We start from the raw sequence: 16874 nt of genomic DNA on the forward strand, positions 1-16874 counted from the left end.
AAGCTCATCCTGATAGTAACTTCTATATCGCCTGTGTCATGAAGCTGCGACTTTCCAGCACCCTAACCATGGCTTCTGCTGTATCAAGGGCTGTAAAGAGTGGAATTCCTCCTTCAATAGCAGAGCTTCGAATCACTTGCCCGTCACCGTCGGCCACACGTTTTTTACCAACCGTATTGATAATCGCCTGAACCTTTCCAGCTCGAACTAGACTAGGAATATCTTGACAGGACTCATCGCCTAATTTTCCAACAGTTGTTACGGAAAGACCATTTTCTGTTAGAAAGGCAGCTGTACCAGCTGTAGCCAGTAGACCATAGCCTAGTTCATGGAAGCGTTGGGCAAGACCAAGTGCTTCTTCCTTGTCTTCATCCGCGATGGTAAATACAACATTTCCAAATTCTTCTAGATGTTGGTAGCTCGCTTCAAAAGCCTTGTAAAGTGCTTTTTCAAGCGTTGTATCAAATCCCATAATTTCACCCGTAGACTTCATCTCTGGACCTAACAAACTATCAACTTTAGCCAATTTTGTGAATGAGAAAACTGGTGCCTTGACATGCACTTGATTGCTTTCAGGATAAAGACCGTCTTGGTAGCCAATTTCCGCAAGGCTTTGTCCCAAAATCAATTTGGTTGCAACCTGGGCCATTGGAATGTCTGTGACTTTGGACAAGAATGGAACCGTACGACTAGCACGAGGATTGACCTCAATCACATAGACTGTCTCATCTTTGATGACAAACTGGATATTCATCATACCGATACAGTTGAGACCGATTGCCAAGCGTTTGGTGTAGTCTGCAATGGTCGCCTGCACCTCATTAGACAAGGTTTGTGGCGGATAAACTGCCATCGAGTCACCTGAGTGAACCCCTGCGCGCTCGATATGTTCCATAATGCCTGGAATCAAGACATCCTTACCATCTGAAATAGCATCCACTTCACACTCACGACCGACGATGTACGAATCGACCAAAACTGGGTGCTCTGGCGAAGCCTTGACCGCCGTTCTCATATAAGAACGTAAGTCCTCTTCATTTTCGACAATTTCCATAGCACGACCGCCCAAAACATAAGAGGGACGAACAAGTACCGGGAAACCAATTTTGCGGGCCGCTTCTAGTGCTTCCTCTTCATTGGTTGCGGTTTGACCTGGTGGCTGTGGAATTCCAAGGTCTTTCAGGGCTTTTTCAAATAAATCCCTGTCTTCAGCTCTATCCAAATCCGCTACTTGCGTACCCAAGATTGGAATACCTGCTTTGGCCAATGGCTCTGCCAAATTGATGGCCGTCTGGCCACCGAACTGAACGATAACCCCTTTTGGTTTCTCAAGGTCAATCACATTCAAGACATCTTCCAAGGTCAATGGCTCGAAGTAAAGCTTGTCCGAAACCGAAAAGTCTGTTGACACTGTTTCAGGGTTTGAATTCATAATGATGGCTTCGTAGCCAGCCGCTTGAATGGCCTTGACAGAATGCACCGTCGCATAGTCAAACTCCACACCCTGTCCGATACGAATTGGTCCAGAACCCAACACCAAAACAGATTCTTTTTCCGAGCGGATGGACTCATTTTCCCACTCATAAGTTGAATAGAAATAAGGTGTAGCACTTTCAAATTCGGCCGCACAAGTGTCCACCATCTTGTAAACAGGGACAATCTTGTGTTCAGTACGGAGTTGACGAATGTAAGATTCTGTTCTGCCCCACAATTCCGCAATCTTGCGGTCTGCAAAACCGTATTTCTTGGCTTTTTTCAATAAGTCGATAGTATCGTGATTGATTGCCAATTCCTGCTCAATTTCTAAGATATGAAGCAGCTTATCGAGGAAGAAAAGATCAATCTTCGTCAACTGAGCCAGTTCTTCTACTGTATAGCCACGTCGAAGGGCTTCTGAAAGATAGAATAGACGATCATCCTGTGCCTTGACAATCTTTTCAACCAATTGGTCATCTGTCACTTGGCTGAGTTCAGGCATTTCATTGTGGTAGACACCGATTTCCAAAGAACGGCAGGCCTTGAGCAAACTTTCTTCGATATTACGACCAATGGCCATGACCTCACCAGTTGCTTTCATCTGCGTTCCAAGGCGACGCTCCCCTTTTTCAAACTTATCAAATGGGAAACGTGGGATTTTTGCCACAACGTAGTCAAGAGCAGGCTCAAACATAGCATAGGTTGTTCCAGTAACAGGGTTCACCATTTCATCCAAGGTCAAGCCGACCGCAATTTTTGCTGCCAATTTGGCAATCGGATAACCTGTCGCTTTAGATGCCAAGGCAGACGAACGAGACACACGTGGGTTTACTTCAATGACATAGTATTTGAAACTATGTGGATCCAGTGCCAACTGCACATTACAACCACCCTCGATTTTGAGAGCACGAATAATGCTGAGACTGGCATCACGCAACATCTGGTTTTCAATATCCGAAAGCGTCTGCGTTGGGGCAAATACGATAGAATCTCCAGTATGAATCCCTACAGGATCAAAGTTTTCCATGTTACATACGACCAAGGCATTGTCAGCCGCATCGCGCATCACTTCGTATTCAATTTCCTTGAATCCAGCAATGGAACGCTCAATCAAACACTGGGTCACCGGTGATAATTTCAGACCATTTTCTGCAATTTCACGCAGTTCTTCTTCATTGGCACACATACCACCGCCAGTACCACCCAACGTGAAGGCTGGTCGAACAATGACAGGGTAGCCAATTTCACGAGCAAATTCCAAAGCCTCATCAACTGTTGTCACAATCGTTGACTCAGGAATAGGCTGATTGAGGTCTTCCATGAGTTGTTTGAAGAGGTCACGGTCTTCTGCCTGATCAATTGCAGACAGTTTGGTTCCCAACAGCTCAACTCCAAGCTCATCTAAAATACCAGCCTTAGACAATTCCATGGCCATGTTGAGACCAGTCTGACCACCAAGAGTTGGCAAGAGAGCATCTGGACGCTCCTTCCGTAAAATCCGTGTGACAAATTCAAGCGTAATTGGCTCAATATAAACCTTGTCCGCAATCTCTTTATCTGTCATGATAGTCGCAGGGTTTGAATTGACCAAGACGACACTATAGCCTTCTTCCTTCAGAGCCAAACAAGCCTGAGTCCCAGCATAATCAAACTCCGCAGCCTGACCGATAATAATCGGACCAGACCCAATCACCATAATTTTCTTAATATCCGTACGTTTTGGCATAATGTATGATACAAAGCCCGTTAAGAGGACAAAGCGAAAATAGGAAACGCGACGCCGATGCTTCAAGCATCAAGACGACGTTTATCTTTTTCGCACAGTCCTAAGGGCGTGTTCGAATAGGAAACTCGAACCTGTATCTTCTCCTTTCTATTCGTCAACTCACAGGTTGACATTAAATAAGATAAGTCCGACGTTTAGAATCTCAATTCGATAATAATTGAAATTCTAAACTAGTGTCAGAGTTAGCAAAGGTCCCATAGGACTTTGCGTAGGAGGACACATGCATTCGCATGAAGTCCGACTTGCTCTGACCGACGCAGTAAGGTTTAGCTCGATAGGAGTCAAACCTTACTGCCCTTTTTTAAACGAATCCATCAAATCCATAAATTCATCGAAAAGATAACTTGCATCGTGTGGACCAGGTGCTGCATCCGGGTGGAATTGGACAGAGAAACCTGGATAGTACTTGTGGCGTACCCCTTCTACTGATTTGTCATTGATTTCCTCGTGGGTAATCATCAAACATTCTGGCAAATCCTCACGAGCCACTGCATAACCATGGTTCTGACTGGTAAAGTCCACTCGACCTGTCGCAATTTCACGCACCGCATGGTTGAAACCACGGTGACCAAACTTCATTTTATAAGTCGTTGCCCCATTTGCTTTTGCAAAAAGTTGGTGCCCCATACAGATACCAAAAATTGGAATCTTCCCAAGAATGCCACGAATCATATCCAAGGCTTCAGGAACATCATCTGGGTTTCCAGGACCGTTCGAAAGCATGACACCATCTGGATTGAGGGCAAGAATTTCTTCTGCCGTCGTGTCGTAAGGTACAACTGTCACATTGCAATCACGCTTGGCTAATTCACGAAGAATAGAATGTTTTAAGCCAAAATCGACTAGAACTACACTACGTCCAACTCCAGGCGCAGGATAGGCCGTCTTTGTAGATACTTGCTGGATGTTGTTGGTTGGCAAAACAGTCGCTCTCAACTGGTCTGTCAAATGTTCAACAGAATCACCGACATTTGCCAAGGTTGCCTTCATAGTACCGTGCTGACGAATAATTTTAGTTAAGGCGCGTGTGTCAATGCCAGAAATTGCTGGAATTTTCTTAGCCTTTAAGAATTCATCCAAAGTCATCTGGTTACGCCAGTTGCTTGCTCGACGAGCCCACTCGCTAACCACAACACCCTTACAAGTCGGCTTGATTGACTCATAATCATCACGGTTAATCCCGTAATTTCCTACCAAGGGATAGGTAAAGGTTAAAATCTGACCGTTATAAGACTGGTCCGTGATAGATTCCTGATAACCAGTCATCCCCGTTGAGAAAACCAACTCACCAGTCACATCAATATCAGCACCGAAGGCCTCCCCTTCAAAAATAGTGCCATCTTCCAAAATTAAACGTCTTTTTGACATAATCTATGATACAAAGCCCGTTAAAAGGACAGAGTGAAAATAGGAAATTCGGCGCCGACGCTATAGGCGTCAAGTCGATATTTATCTTTTTCACACAGTCCTTAGGGCATGTTCGAATATAAAAATCAAATCTTACTCGAACCTGTATCTTCTCCTTTCTATTTTCTATCTCTCCGGATAGAATTAAATAATAGTCCGACGTTTGTAAGGTCAATTCGAAAATAATTGACTGTACAAACTAGTGTCAGAGTTAGCAAAGGTCCCATAGGACTTTGCGCAGGAGGACAAATGCTTTAGCATATCATCCGACTTGCTCTGACCGACGCAGTAAGGTTTAGCTCGATATTAGATAAACCTTACTGCTAGTGCAAGGGATAGCCTTAAAGTATATCACCATTTCTAAGAGCAGGTGTCAACATCTCAGCGCAGTGGTTGAATGGCTTTAACAGTCTGGGAGACTGTTAAAGGTTGGAGACAAGATTTGCAAAGCAAATCTCAGTAATTCGTATTCTATACTCCAAATTTAACCTCTACGACTGATACGAACTCTGTTCGCTCTATTTCCAACTTCCAACTGTCTCCCAGACAGTTGGAAGTATGCGGAGGTGGGAGTGAAACAGTCTGGGAATAGACTGTTTCAGCTCAACAACTTAAATTAAAGACTTGTTGACGAACTCTTTTTTACTTTTCGAGTTCTTTCCCACTCCCAGGCGTAGGGAAATGAGTTGCTTGCAACCATTGACCTGTCCCTTGCCTTTCTATTCGTCGCCTCTCTGAGCGACATTAAATAAGATAAGTCTAACAAATTTCTAACTGCTCAGTTCTAAGATACCTGAACAACTCACTTTTAAGCCTTGCCATTGACAATAGCTTCCAAAATCGCCATCCGAACAAAGACACCATTTTGCATTTGGCGGACAATGCGTGATTTGGGAGCCTCTACCAAGTGGTCATCAATTTCTACATCACGGTTAACAGGAGCCGGATGCATGACAATAGCCCTATCTTTCAATCGCTTATAGCGTTCATCAGTCAAGCCATGCAAGCGATTATAGGTCTCTTTAGAGAAACCACCATCACCATCATGTCGTTCGTGTTGCACACGGAGCAACATCAGTACATCTACCGTTTCCACAATATCATCAATATTCAAATGCTGACCATAGACATCAAATTCCTCTGCGTACCATTCCTCCGGTCCAGCAAAGAAAATTTCAGCCCCCAAACGTTTCAAAATTTGCATATTGGACTTAGCAACCCGTGAGTGTGTAATATCACCTGCAATGGCAATCTTCAAGCCTTCAAAAGTTCCAAATTCCTCGTAAATAGTCATCAAATCAAGCAAGGACTGGCTTGGATGTTGGCCTGAACCATCCCCACCATTGACAATTGAAGTCTGGATGGTAGGACTATCAATCAATTGCTTGTAATAATCCACTTCCGAATGACGAATCACGCAAATGTCAACACCAAGTGCCGACATGGTCAAAATAGTATCATACAAGGTTTCACCCTTATTGACTGAGCTGGTACGAGCATCAAAGTCAATCATTCCCATATCCAAACGAAGCTCTGCCATTTCAAAAGACTTATGCGTCCGAGTTGAATCCTCGAAGAAAAGGTTAGAAGCATAGTACTTCCGATCCAACTCTACCTTTTCACCGCGTTTAAAAGCAATACCACGTTGAATGAGTCCCAATACTTCTTCATTTGAGAGGGTCTCCATTGTAACCAAGTGTTTGAGTGAAACTTTACCATTTGTAATTGTCATGATGATACCTACCTTTATGATCTAGATGTAGAATGATAATTTGTAAACGAAGCGACTATGCACCTTCAACCAGAAGAACAGCGTCTTGACCATCGATTTCAGCCATGTGCACAATGATTTCTTCAGAACGGCTAGTTGGAATATTCTTCCCAACATAATCTGCTCGAATAGGCAACTCCCTGTGTCCACGATCCACAAGTACCGCTAAACTAACACGAGCTGGACGGCCCAAGGACACTATGTTGTCAATAGCAGCACGAATAGTTCGTCCTGTATAAAGCACATCATCTACTAATATAACATCACGATCGTTGACATTGGCAGTCATATTTGTCGTATCATCTTCTACCTTCATGTCATCTCGAAACGGCTTGGTATCCAACTCTCCCAACGGAACGTCGATACCCTCTAATTGCTTAAGCCTCTCCTGAATCCTCTTTGCAATGAAAACACCCCGTGTTTTAATCCCTGCAAGGACAATATTATCCAAATTCTTATTCCGTTCGATAATTTCATAAGTGATACGGGTGATCGCCCGCTTCATGGTCATATCGTCAACGATTTCTTTTGTCTTCATAAGACCTCCAAAAGTATAGAAAAAGTCTCCTTATACAAGGAGACTATGAAAATATAGGCTAGTTAGAACCAACCTGCTTAACATCCGACTCCTTGTCTGCCTCTCTGGACAGGTTTTAAAGGATTGATTATAGAGAAGTATAGCACAAATTTCCTACGTAAACAAATTCTTACTGTAAAATTTGCGAAAATCTTCGGATTTTGCTGAGAATTTTACTTGTTTAGCAGACTGCAACGGACATTTAGGGATTTTACACCTGCCAAAATAAATCCGCAAATCAGATAGACCACAAAAATTGTCCCTGCATAAGTCAATACATAAGGCCAACCATACTTTGGCACGTTTAGGAAGAAATAGGCAAAGGGACTGTCCTTAGCATCTGGGATTGGAATTTTTATGAAAAGACCATTCACTAGACCAAAAATCATGTAGAGAACAGGCAAAAGCGTCCACCAAATCGGGTCAAACCACTTGTACTGTTGCTGACGATCTACTATTAGGGTATCTAACAAAAAATATAAGGGAACAATATAATGGCAGAGTAGATTTTCAAGACGCCAGAAATCGTCTGCCAAAGGTGCCAACATAAAGTGATAGACTACACAAGTAATCATGATAGACATGGTCACAGCGGCCTTTATCCGAAGAAAACGTGACGTCTGTAAATCCACACTTTTACTCATGGCATAGACCATATAGACAGCAAACAGAGATACTAATAAATTAGATTGTACCGTATAATACATGAGCATCCCGATACCATATTTAATGATTTCTAAGGCGGTACCTGTGATGGCTAAAATGGCTAACAGGCATCTACTGTAAAACAAAATACTTTGATGTTTCATAATATCCTTTCAAAAACGACAAAAGACTGGATTGACCAGTCCTTTTTATTAGATTTTCTTAACAAATTCAGATTTCAGCTTCATCGCACCGAAACCATCGATTTTACAATCAATATTGTGATCGCCTTCAACGATACGGATGCCTTTAACACGTGTACCTTGTTTAAGGTCCTTAGGCGCACCTTTCACTTTCAAATCTTTGATAAGCGTCACAGTATCGCCGTCCGCCAAACGATTGCCGTTAGCATCAATTGCAACAGGTCCACTTTCTTCCTCAGCTACATCTGCTGGGTTCCACTCGTAAGCACACTCAGGGCAAACCAAGAGGGCACCGTCTTCATAGACATATTCAGAATTACATTTTGGACAATTTGGTAAAGTTTCCATTCTTACTCTCCTTAACATTTTTCATGTTCTAGTATAGCATTTGTTGAAAAAATGGGCAAGATGATAAGGTTTTCATACTATTATTCAGCCTTGCGCAGTTTTTCAAGTGTCTCCTGAAAAATAGCTGGCGCTTCTGCCGTAAATTCAACAACCTCACCAGTTCTCGGATGAGTAAATCCAAGCGTTCTGGCATGAAGAAATTGGCCATGCCCTTTTAGTGTTTTCCTTGGGCCGTAAGCTTCATCACCCGCAACCGGATGACCAATATAAGCCATGTGGACACGAATTTGGTGAGTTCGTCCTGTTTCCAAGGTCAATTCCACCAAAGTGTAGTCACCAAACCGCTCCAAAACCTGAAAACGTGTCACCGCTTCTTTCCCTTTGGCAGTCACCGCTTGTTTCTTGCGGTCTTTTTCAGAACGACCAATCGGCGCCTCAATTACTCCGCGATCATTTGGTAGATTGCCGTGTACAATAGCCCAATACTTACGAAGGGATTTCTTATCTTTCAATTCAGCAGCAAGCTTTGTATGGGCATCATCGTTTTTAGCAATCATGAGCAAGCCAGATGTATCCTTGTCAATCCGATGGACAATACCTGGTCGCAAGACACCATTGATGCCTGACAAATCTTTTACGTGATAAAGGAGAGCATTGACTAGCGTTCCAGACGTGTGACCAGCCGACGGATGAACGACCATCCCTTGAGGTTTATTTACAACAGCAACATCCTCGTCCTGAAAGACAATCTCTAAAGGAATATCCTCAGCAACATAGTCGATTTCTTCTACTTCTGGAATTTGATAGGTTAGAACATCCCCAACCTGCACACTATATTTAGCTTTTTTAGGCTGTCCATTGACCAAAACCTGACCAGCCTTAATCTGCTCATTTGCAACCGAACGAGACAAATCCGTCAAATCCGACAACGCCTTATCCAAACGAATGCCACCAACCTCAACTCTTACTTCCATCACTCTCTTCTTTCATAATACAAATAAATAAAATACCTACACCAACTGTCAGACAAATATCTGCTACATTAAATACAGGGAAACTAATAAAATCCAAGTGAAACATGTCCACCACATATCCCAATCTAAGACGATCAATAAAATTCCCAAGAGCACCAGCAATCATCAAAGACAGACTGAATAAAGTCCAGATATTGCCCTTGATCTGTTTGATATAGTACCACACTAGGCCTGTCACAGCAACAATTGTCATTATCGTGAAAAACCACTGCTGATTTTGTAAAATCGACCAGGCTGCACCATAATTTCTTAGATAAGCCAAGCTCATCAATCCTGGTATAAATTCCGTTACCGTATCTAATTCAATATTGGCAACTGTCCAAGCTTTTACAAACTGGTCCAAACCAATTAATACTACCATCAAAAATGGAAATCCAATTTTACGCATTTTCATCCTTCTTCTTATCAAAATATGCCTGCATGGTTTCAATAAAGTCTTTGGCACAAGAACTAAGTTCATCATTAGCTCGTTTAACGTAGACCATGCGATTGTCTACCTTTCCTTTGAAAGGAATTACGGTAATGCCATTGACACTCTCGTCATCAAGATAGCCCGAACCAGTTGCATAGGCATCCGTACGCTCCAAAATTCCATTCAGAGTAGCACGGTCTGTCACATCAAACACAACTGAGGAATCCGACGTATCAATCAAGTTCTCGGAATAATAAAGATAAGCCTCTTTTTCTTGAGTGAACCGTACGGCAGGTAGGCCTACCAAATCTGCTGGATCAATCTCAGCTTTCTTGGTCAAAGGATGATCTTCACGAAGGTAGATATGAGTCTGAAATGCAGACAAATCTACAGCTTGCAAGTGAAGTTTATCCAATTTCTGCATGATTCCTTTTGTATTTCTCTCGTTCAAATAAATAATACCAAGCTCGCTATAACCTTGAGCAACCTCATCTAAAATCTGTACTGTAGTCGATTCAAAAATGCGAAAATGAGGGTACTGCGAGTGGCTACGAGAGAACTCCGTAATCAATGGGGGAAGAAAATCATAATGCTGACTTGAAATTGAAAAAGTCTTCTCACCTTCTTCAGGTTGCAAATAGAGATGCTCAAACTGATCAAATCCCTTAACTAAAGCCTGAGCTTTCTCATAGAATTCCATCCCTTTTTGTGTCAAAAAAGTTCCTGAACTAGTTCGGCTAAAAATTTGAAAACCTAACTCTTTTTCCAAATCACGAATGGAAATGGACAAACTAGGCTGGGAAACGTACATTTTCTCTGCTGCTTCCCGAAAAGTACCACTGTTGGCAATGGCTACAACGTAGCGTAATTGTTGAATATTCATACCTGATACCTCTTAAAACTGCTTCTACCATTATATCAAAAAAAGCAAGAATTTGCTGAACTCTTGCGTTTTCATAAATAGACTATTCTTCTCTTATATAACTTCCAGGTTCCCAAATCCTCTTCTTCAACTGCAATTTGAAAGGCTTTGGAATTTCTGTTCGCCAAATCATCGATGACTAATTTTACTAAGGTGGAACCCATACCGCTTCCTCTGAACATTTCATCTACTACTGAACGTAGAACTTATAGGCAGCGTAACAGTGCAGATGGCAAAATATTTTTATCCTATAGAGAAGATATTGCCGTCTTGAATCACTTCTATCGTACACTTTTAAAAATTGCAAAATCAAATTACAAAAAAGACTCTCCGAAAACAACTCGGAAAGCCTATTGTTTGCTATTTCTAGCTCAACTCTCTCTTTTATTTCAAGGAGAGTTGCTAAAAAGGTTCCCCGAACCTTTGCCTTTCATTTAATTTAAAAAAGGCAAGAAAAAAATGGTCCACTGGACCATTTGCGCTTCTTCTGTTTCTAGAGCCCAAGAAAAAATGGTCCACTGGACCATTTTTTTACTTAGCGATTGGGTAAACAGATACTTGTTTCTTATCGCGACCTTTACGTTCGAAGCGTACAACGCCTTCTACTTTAGCGTAAAGAGTGTCATCTCCACCACGACCTACGTTAGCTCCTGGGTAGATTTTTGTACCACGTTGGCGGTAAAGGATTGAACCACCTGATACAGTTTGGCCGTCAGCAGCTTTCGCACCAAGGCGTTTCGCTTGTGAGTCACGACCGTTTGACGTTGAACCTCCACCTTTTTTGTGGGCCATAAATTGCAAGTTATCAAGATTCAAGTTTAACATATGTTATTCCTCCGAATTTCTGTAATGATTGTTTCAAGCTACGCCTTAAGCGTTGATAGCGTTGATAACAACTTTTGTGTAAGGTTGACGGTGACCTTGTTTGCGGTGGCTACCTTTTTTAGGTTTGTACTTGAAGGTAACAACTTTTTTCTGTTTACCTTGTTTTTCAACAGTACCAACAACAGTAGCGCCTGCTACGAGTGGAGTACCCACAACAGTTTTCTCACCACCAACAAGAACTACTTCTTCGAAAGTAACTTCTTGACCTGCTTCAACGTTCAATTTTTCAACGTAGATAGCTTGACCGACTTCAACTTTAACTTGTTTGCCGCCAGTTTTAATGATTGCATATGTGCTCATTATGCACCTCCTATGATTTTTGGGCCTTGCCCGAATTTAATGTGAAGACTCGCCTAGTACCGTGGGACGAACCACTTTATCTTGCTCAATAAAAATTAAGTTCAGACTAGGCAACGCAGACACAGGTAGAACTTAGGTTCACCAAGTTAAGTCAACGACGTTTGAGCTTAATTTTTGCAGAGCAACGGCATTCGTGCGGTTGCACAGGAAATGTGCATAGTCAACAGTCCTATTATAACAAAAACACCTGCAAATGCAAGTGTTTTGTATCATTTTTCTTACATTTCAAAAACTTCGCTCTCCTGCTTGTTTGGTAAGAACAGTGAGAGGACGATTCCGACAAGAGCTGGTAATAACCATGCCAATGATTGTCCTGCCAATGGCAGAGCTGAGATGATTTTTGAAACAGCAGTCCAGTTGAATTGTCCTGCTAACACTTCTACCAATGACAAAGCTGTCACTACTCCCACAGTTAATTGCATACCATAAGTGGAAAGCGGTACAAATTTGTTAACAATGGTAATCAAGACAATACAGATAGTAATTGGATAGAGAACCAAAAGAACTGGAACTGAGAAGGTGATGATATTGTTCAAACCGAGGTTGGCAATCCCAAAGCCAATCAAAGTAAAGATAGTCGCATATACTTTGTAGCTAAAACGTGGGAAACGCTCAGCGAAAAATTCACCTGAAGAAACAATCAAGCCAGCCGTTGTCGTAAAGCAAGTAACGATAACCATGGCAGCTAAGAAAATTTGTGCAGTTGGACCAAAAATAGCCTGTGTTGCTTGCGCAAGAATATAAACACCCTTATTGGTATCAGAAGCCAAAACATCAGCAGGCATAGGAAAATGATTTCCTAAGAAAGCCAAACCGACATATAGAGCTGAGAAAGCTAGGGCCACAACAAGACCAACTGACCAAATGGTAGATACATATTCTTTCTTGCTGGAGAAACCAAGTTGTTTTAAGGTATTGACCGCTACAACACTAAAGGCGATTGAGGCAAGGGCATCAAGGGTGTTGTATCCTTCAATAAATCCTGTACCAAATGCCTGTCCAGCTGAGTAAGCATCGGCTGCAGGAAGTGGATTTGTAGAACCATATTTAACAATACCCAGCACCACCAAAATCACAATCAAAATAGCGAATACTGGAGTTAAAATTCGTCCAATACTATTCAAAATCTGAGAAGGATTAAGGGCAATCAGGTAGGCTGCCACAAAGTAGAGAGCTGTAAAACCAAACAACCAGAGACCAAGATTCGCATCGCCCAATAATGGCGCAATACCAATTTCAAAGGAAGTTGTAGCCGTACGCGGAATGGCAAAGAAAGGACCGATAGCCAAATACAAGGCAACAAGATAAATCGTTGCAAAAGTCGGTGAAATCTTTCGAGAAATCTCATGCACATATCCTTTTGGATTCAATGTTCCGACAATCAAGGCAACGACAGCAATACCGACACCCGATACGACAAATCCTACAATAGCTGGCCAGAAATTCTCACCTGATAGCACACCAAGTGCAGGTGGGAAAATCAAGTTTCCTGCACCAAAAAACATACCGAACAGAAGTAATCCTGTTAGGGCTCCTTTTTTCATAATAACTCCTTTGTTTTTTTCTGAAGTCTTATTATATCATACAAATTCAATTTTTCCGAACGATTCGAACTAAAAAATCCAGTAATAACTGGATTTACATGTATGTCAAAACAATTGAATTCTACAGTAAGTCTTCAATCAAACTATCCACTTCGTCTTTCGCTTCCTCTTTCGGTGTGATTTCAGTTACGATAATCCCAGCCACAGCTCGTTCCACCAAGCCTTCTACATCCATTCGAGCCTCGTATTGCTCGACATTTTTGATTTTAGGGTTAGTTTTTGGACGGTCAGGGGCAAAGATGGTACAGCAATCCTCAAATGGCTGGATGGAAATATCAAAGGTATCAATTTCTTGAGCAATATCAATGATTTCCAACTTGTCCATGGTAACGACTGGACGGATAACAGGTGTATTTGTCACCGCATTGATGGCCTGCATAGATTCCAAGGTCTGACTTGCCACTTGTCCTAGACTTTCACCATTGATAATAACCATAGCACCACGCTCTTCCCTTACTCGGTCTGTAATCCGCATCATGAAGCGGCGTGTCAAGGTCATCAAATAAGCTTCAGGTGCTTTTTCCTTGATTTCTTCCTGAATTTCTGTAAACGGCACTTCGATAAAGGTGATATTACCACCAAAGGCAGTCAATTTACGAGTCAAATCATGGGCCTTTTTTAGTGCACCCGGGCTAGTATAAGGCGGACTTGCAAAGTGCAGGGCTTCGATTTCAACCCCACGTTTCAGTGCTAAATAGCCCGCAACAGGCGAATCAATACCACCTGATAACATAAGCGTTCCTTTTCCAGATGTTCCAACTGGGAGGCCACCCGCCCCCTTGATTTCTTCATGGGAAATATAAGCAGCGTCAGGACGAATTTCCACTCGCAAGGTAATATCTGGTGACTTCATCTGTACCTGTACATTTGGAATAGCTGTAAAAACCGCATCTCCAAGGACTTGGTTAAGGTCACGACTGTCCAATTCAAAATTGTGGTCACTACGACGCGCAGCAATCTTGAAGGTCATCCCTTCCTTGTAAATGGACTGCATTATTTCCACAACCGCTTCTTTCAAAGCTGGAACAGACTTTTCAACCTTATAAGATGGTGCGAAATTTTGGATCCCAAAAATCTTCTTCAAAGAAGCTGAAACTTCCTGATAATCCGCCCCATTCAAATAGACATGACCACGGTCACGGTCAAAATAAACGGTCACTTCTGGGTAAACAGAAAGGACATGCTTGATATTATTGCGGAGTTTGTTAACAAACCGCATCTTGTTTTTCCCTTTAGTTGACAATTCGCCATAGCGAATCATAATTTCTGAATAGTTCATACTACCTTACTTTCTGTGTGTTTTGATAAATTTGTTTGAAAATCGTGAGGAATTGTTCGATTTGCCCCATATCGTTGTCATCGTCCAAGCTGATACGGACGGCAGTTTGAGCCAACTTCTGCGGAACACCCATAGCAATCAGTGTTCCAGCCGGTTTTCCAGCCTTGGACGAGCAGGCTGAGGTTGTCGAAATGTAAATCTGGTGGTCTTCAAAGGCATGGACAATGACCTCGCCACGAATATTCTTAATCCCGAAAGTCACAATGCTTGGCACAAAGTCCTCCAGTCCAGAAAAAACTGTCACATCGTCGTATTTACCCAATTCATCTACCAGAATCTGCTTCATGGCTGCCAGTCGCTTCTGGCTATCTGCTGTCTTAGCCAAGGTCAAGCGGAGCGCCTTAGCCGTTGCTGCAATACCTGCCACATTTTCAGTTGTTGAGCGTTTATCGCTTTCCTGTCCTCCTCCTGTCAATAGCGGAGCGATTTTCTTGCCAGCTTTAATATAGACGAAACCTACTCCTCTGACAGAGTGGAATTTGTGACCTGAAAAACTAGCAAAATCAACCCTGTCTGTCAAATACCGTTCCGTTGGCACCTTGCCGATTGTCTGCACCGCATCCACATGGAAGGAGATGGTTGGCTTATCAGCTAACAGTTGAGATATTTCCTGAATGGGCTGAATAGCACCAATTTCATTGTTGACGGCCATGATAGAAACCAGTGTGGTATCTGGACGAATCAAGCTTTCTAAGGCTGAAACATCAACAAAACCTTGGGCATTGACCGGAGCCAAATCAACTTCAAAACCTTGCGTTTTGAGCCAAAGTGCTGACTCTTTTACCGCTGGATGCTCAATAGCTGACACAATGATGTGCTTGCCCAGATGTGCCTTTTCAAATGCCACTCCCTTGATGACCCAGTTGTCACCTTCCGTACCACCTGAGGTGAAAAAGATTTCCTTGCTGTCCTTGCCGAGAAGCTCTCCTATTTGCTTGCGAGATGCCTCTAAAATCCGTGTCGCCTGGCTACCCAGATTGTGGAGGCTGGATGGGTTGCCCCAGATTTTTGTCGCCACTTCCGTATAGGTTTTCAACACTTCTGGATAGACCTGAGTGGTCGCTGCGTTGTCAAAATAAATCATGTCTTCATTCCTTTTTTTGCAATAGTCCTATTTTATCACGTTTTCATGCCTTTCGCCAATCTTTAAGATAGTTTTAAACTTCCTATCTTAAACTAAAGGTGGAGGTACATCATGAATACACGTAAGAATACAAATAAAAAATCGGCTGGTTTAACTAATTTTCAAAAATATTTAACCTTTATCGGGTCTATTTTAGGGATTATCACTGCCTGCATCACTATCTACACCTTTACAGCAAAAACTGCAACATCCTCAACATCTCCAAGTACTACCATTTCATCATCCAGCGCCACTAGTCCCAGCCAATCATCAAGCGACAATCCGTTAACAGAAGTACAAGATTTAACAAGTTCAAGCTCCGAAACAACATCCTCAACCCAAACCGAGACCAGCTCTTCAGTAGAGTCTACTGCCTCTTCCTCGTCTACAGAAACGTCTGCTACCCAAGCTTCGGAGACAAGGACAGAAACCAGTACTGATACAGAGGTAACTAGTGGGGCATCCGAAACGACTTCTAATCAATAGCACAAAAATATTTGTTTTACTTTCTTGGATTTGAGATACTAATTTCAGGAGGTGTGCAATATGAAATACGTCATTCTAAAAACGCCGATTTTCGTTTGGCTACTGATTTTTGCACTTATACAAGTCTTCGCCTTATCGTCATTTTTACCAGAACCATTTGATACTCGTTCATTGCTCCCCATGGGAGTATTGAACGGTTGTTCAGTCAGGGTTTCCAGTGAAGTTAAAGACCTGGATGGCCAGTATGCTCCATTTAAGTACTTATGGTGGGTGATACTAGGATGGACTGTAATCGGTATTCTATTTGGTATCACTATAAACGCACCACTAGAATTGCACATTGCCCTGATTGTACATGCAATCGCAGGAGGAATAGGCTACCGCCTTATTGAACGTTATGCAGTTTATCGCTATCATTATTTACAAGTCATAACCACCCGTGAAAACGGGTGGCTTGTACACCGGCTATAAGCCGTTTCTCTCCAGCGACGTCTAA

General features: G+C 42.4%; 17 protein-coding genes. 2 read left to right on the forward strand and 15 right to left on the reverse strand.

Annotated features, from left to right (window positions below; all coding sequences use genetic code 11):
• Positions 1 to 22 precede the first annotated feature (22 nt).
• The 15 genes from carB to SST111_RS08620 form a co-directional block, all read right to left on the reverse strand.
• Positions 23 to 3202: a carbamoyl-phosphate synthase large subunit gene (carB, locus tag SST111_RS08545; protein ID WP_099810715.1), complete on the reverse strand. Its 3180-nt coding sequence runs from the start codon at positions 3200 to 3202 to the stop codon at positions 23 to 25.
• 348 nt (positions 3203 to 3550) lie between these two features.
• Complete coding sequence (locus SST111_RS08550; RefSeq protein WP_099810685.1) at positions 3551 to 4630, reverse strand: carbamoyl phosphate synthase small subunit; 1080 nt, start codon at positions 4628 to 4630, stop codon at positions 3551 to 3553.
• Positions 4631 to 5477: 847 nt separating this feature from the next.
• Positions 5478 to 6401: an aspartate carbamoyltransferase catalytic subunit gene (locus SST111_RS08560; protein ID WP_099810687.1), complete on the reverse strand. Its 924-nt coding sequence runs from the start codon at positions 6399 to 6401 to the stop codon at positions 5478 to 5480.
• Positions 6402 to 6456: 55 nt separating this feature from the next.
• Complete coding sequence (gene pyrR / locus SST111_RS08565; protein WP_011922318.1) at positions 6457 to 6978, reverse strand: bifunctional pyr operon transcriptional regulator/uracil phosphoribosyltransferase PyrR; 522 nt, start codon at positions 6976 to 6978, stop codon at positions 6457 to 6459.
• 212 nt (positions 6979 to 7190) lie between these two features.
• Positions 7191 to 7826 (reverse strand): Pr6Pr family membrane protein, encoded by a 636-nt coding sequence (locus SST111_RS08570; RefSeq protein ID WP_099810689.1) that lies wholly within the window; start codon positions 7824 to 7826, stop codon positions 7191 to 7193.
• A gap of 48 nt (positions 7827 to 7874) precedes the next feature.
• Complete coding sequence (locus SST111_RS08575; protein ID WP_012775074.1) at positions 7875 to 8213, reverse strand: zinc ribbon domain-containing protein YjdM; 339 nt, start codon at positions 8211 to 8213, stop codon at positions 7875 to 7877.
• An 80-nt stretch (positions 8214 to 8293) separates the two neighbouring features.
• Positions 8294 to 9187 carry an RluA family pseudouridine synthase gene (locus tag SST111_RS08580; RefSeq protein ID WP_043024739.1) on the reverse strand — a complete coding sequence of 298 codons (894 nt, stop codon included), beginning with the start codon at positions 9185 to 9187 and terminating at the stop codon, positions 8294 to 8296.
• Positions 9171 to 9635 carry a signal peptidase II gene (lspA, locus tag SST111_RS08585; RefSeq protein WP_099810718.1) on the reverse strand — a complete coding sequence of 155 codons (465 nt, stop codon included), beginning with the start codon at positions 9633 to 9635 and terminating at the stop codon, positions 9171 to 9173. Before lspA ends, SST111_RS08580 begins: the two co-directional genes overlap by 17 nt.
• Positions 9628 to 10542: a LysR family transcriptional regulator gene (locus SST111_RS08590; protein WP_099810691.1), complete on the reverse strand. Its 915-nt coding sequence runs from the start codon at positions 10540 to 10542 to the stop codon at positions 9628 to 9630. Before SST111_RS08590 ends, lspA begins: the two co-directional genes overlap by 8 nt.
• Positions 10543 to 10613: 71 nt before the next feature.
• Positions 10614 to 10763 (reverse strand): GNAT family N-acetyltransferase, encoded by a 150-nt coding sequence (locus SST111_RS08595; protein ID WP_099810693.1) that lies wholly within the window; start codon positions 10761 to 10763, stop codon positions 10614 to 10616.
• 349 nt (positions 10764 to 11112) lie between these two features.
• Positions 11113 to 11406 (reverse strand): 50S ribosomal protein L27, encoded by a 294-nt coding sequence (gene rpmA, locus SST111_RS08600; protein WP_099810695.1) that lies wholly within the window; start codon positions 11404 to 11406, stop codon positions 11113 to 11115.
• 45 nt (positions 11407 to 11451) lie between these two features.
• Entirely contained in the window at positions 11452 to 11766 is a 315-nt protein-coding gene (gene rplU / locus SST111_RS08605; RefSeq protein ID WP_002941330.1) for a 50S ribosomal protein L21, read from the reverse strand.
• Between the two features lie 278 nt (positions 11767 to 12044).
• Positions 12045 to 13373, reverse strand: a complete 1329-nt coding sequence (gene brnQ, locus SST111_RS08610) for a branched-chain amino acid transport system II carrier protein (RefSeq protein ID WP_445013750.1) — start codon at positions 13371 to 13373, stop codon at positions 12045 to 12047.
• Between the two features lie 118 nt (positions 13374 to 13491).
• Positions 13492 to 14709, reverse strand: coding sequence for a tRNA uracil 4-sulfurtransferase ThiI (thiI, locus tag SST111_RS08615; RefSeq protein WP_024419230.1), 1218 nt, complete (start codon positions 14707 to 14709; stop codon positions 13492 to 13494).
• A 1-nt stretch (position 14710) separates the two neighbouring features.
• Positions 14711 to 15853 carry a cysteine desulfurase family protein gene (locus SST111_RS08620; protein WP_099810699.1) on the reverse strand — a complete coding sequence of 381 codons (1143 nt, stop codon included), beginning with the start codon at positions 15851 to 15853 and terminating at the stop codon, positions 14711 to 14713.
• 111 nt (positions 15854 to 15964) lie between these two features.
• Here SST111_RS08620 and SST111_RS08625 point away from each other — a divergent pair, with 111 nt between their 5' ends.
• Complete coding sequence (locus tag SST111_RS08625; RefSeq protein WP_099810701.1) at positions 15965 to 16378, forward strand: DUF6556 family protein; 414 nt, start codon at positions 15965 to 15967, stop codon at positions 16376 to 16378.
• Between the two features lie 60 nt (positions 16379 to 16438).
• A complete protein-coding gene (locus SST111_RS08630; protein ID WP_099810704.1) occupies positions 16439 to 16849 on the forward strand; it encodes a hypothetical protein in 411 nt (136 codons plus the stop codon).
• Positions 16850 to 16874: the final 25 nt, after the last annotated feature.

Source organism: Streptococcus suis YS161 (genome assembly GCF_002760245.1).
Taxonomy (GTDB): Bacteria; Bacillota; Bacilli; order Lactobacillales; family Streptococcaceae; genus Streptococcus; species Streptococcus suis_I.

What these genes read in the sequence shown, in the direction of transcription:
- carB (WP_099810715.1), bottom strand. Translation starts at nt 3,202, where the DNA reads ATGCCAAAACGTACGGATATTAAGAAAATTATGGTGATTGGGTCTGGT.
- SST111_RS08550 (WP_099810685.1), bottom strand. Translation starts at nt 4,630, where the DNA reads ATGTCAAAAAGACGTTTAATTTTGGAAGATGGCACTATTTTTGAAGGG.
- SST111_RS08560 (WP_099810687.1), bottom strand. Translation starts at nt 6,401, where the DNA reads ATGACAATTACAAATGGTAAAGTTTCACTCAAACACTTGGTTACAATG.
- pyrR (WP_011922318.1), bottom strand. Translation starts at nt 6,978, where the DNA reads ATGAAGACAAAAGAAATCGTTGACGATATGACCATGAAGCGGGCGATC.
- SST111_RS08570 (WP_099810689.1), bottom strand. Translation starts at nt 7,826, where the DNA reads ATGAAACATCAAAGTATTTTGTTTTACAGTAGATGCCTGTTAGCCATT.
- SST111_RS08575 (WP_012775074.1), bottom strand. Translation starts at nt 8,213, where the DNA reads ATGGAAACTTTACCAAATTGTCCAAAATGTAATTCTGAATATGTCTAT.
- SST111_RS08580 (WP_043024739.1), bottom strand. Translation starts at nt 9,187, where the DNA reads ATGGAAGTAAGAGTTGAGGTTGGTGGCATTCGTTTGGATAAGGCGTTG.
- lspA (WP_099810718.1), bottom strand. Translation starts at nt 9,635, where the DNA reads ATGCGTAAAATTGGATTTCCATTTTTGATGGTAGTATTAATTGGTTTG.
- SST111_RS08590 (WP_099810691.1), bottom strand. Translation starts at nt 10,542, where the DNA reads ATGAATATTCAACAATTACGCTACGTTGTAGCCATTGCCAACAGTGGT.
- SST111_RS08595 (WP_099810693.1), bottom strand. Translation starts at nt 10,763, where the DNA reads ATGTTCAGAGGAAGCGGTATGGGTTCCACCTTAGTAAAATTAGTCATC.
- rpmA (WP_099810695.1), bottom strand. Translation starts at nt 11,406, where the DNA reads ATGTTAAACTTGAATCTTGATAACTTGCAATTTATGGCCCACAAAAAA.
- rplU (WP_002941330.1), bottom strand. Translation starts at nt 11,766, where the DNA reads ATGAGCACATATGCAATCATTAAAACTGGCGGCAAACAAGTTAAAGTT.
- thiI (WP_024419230.1), bottom strand. Translation starts at nt 14,709, where the DNA reads ATGAACTATTCAGAAATTATGATTCGCTATGGCGAATTGTCAACTAAA.
- SST111_RS08620 (WP_099810699.1), bottom strand. Translation starts at nt 15,853, where the DNA reads ATGATTTATTTTGACAACGCAGCGACCACTCAGGTCTATCCAGAAGTG.
- SST111_RS08625 (WP_099810701.1), top strand. Translation starts at nt 15,965, where the DNA reads ATGAATACACGTAAGAATACAAATAAAAAATCGGCTGGTTTAACTAAT.
- SST111_RS08630 (WP_099810704.1), top strand. Translation starts at nt 16,439, where the DNA reads ATGAAATACGTCATTCTAAAAACGCCGATTTTCGTTTGGCTACTGATT.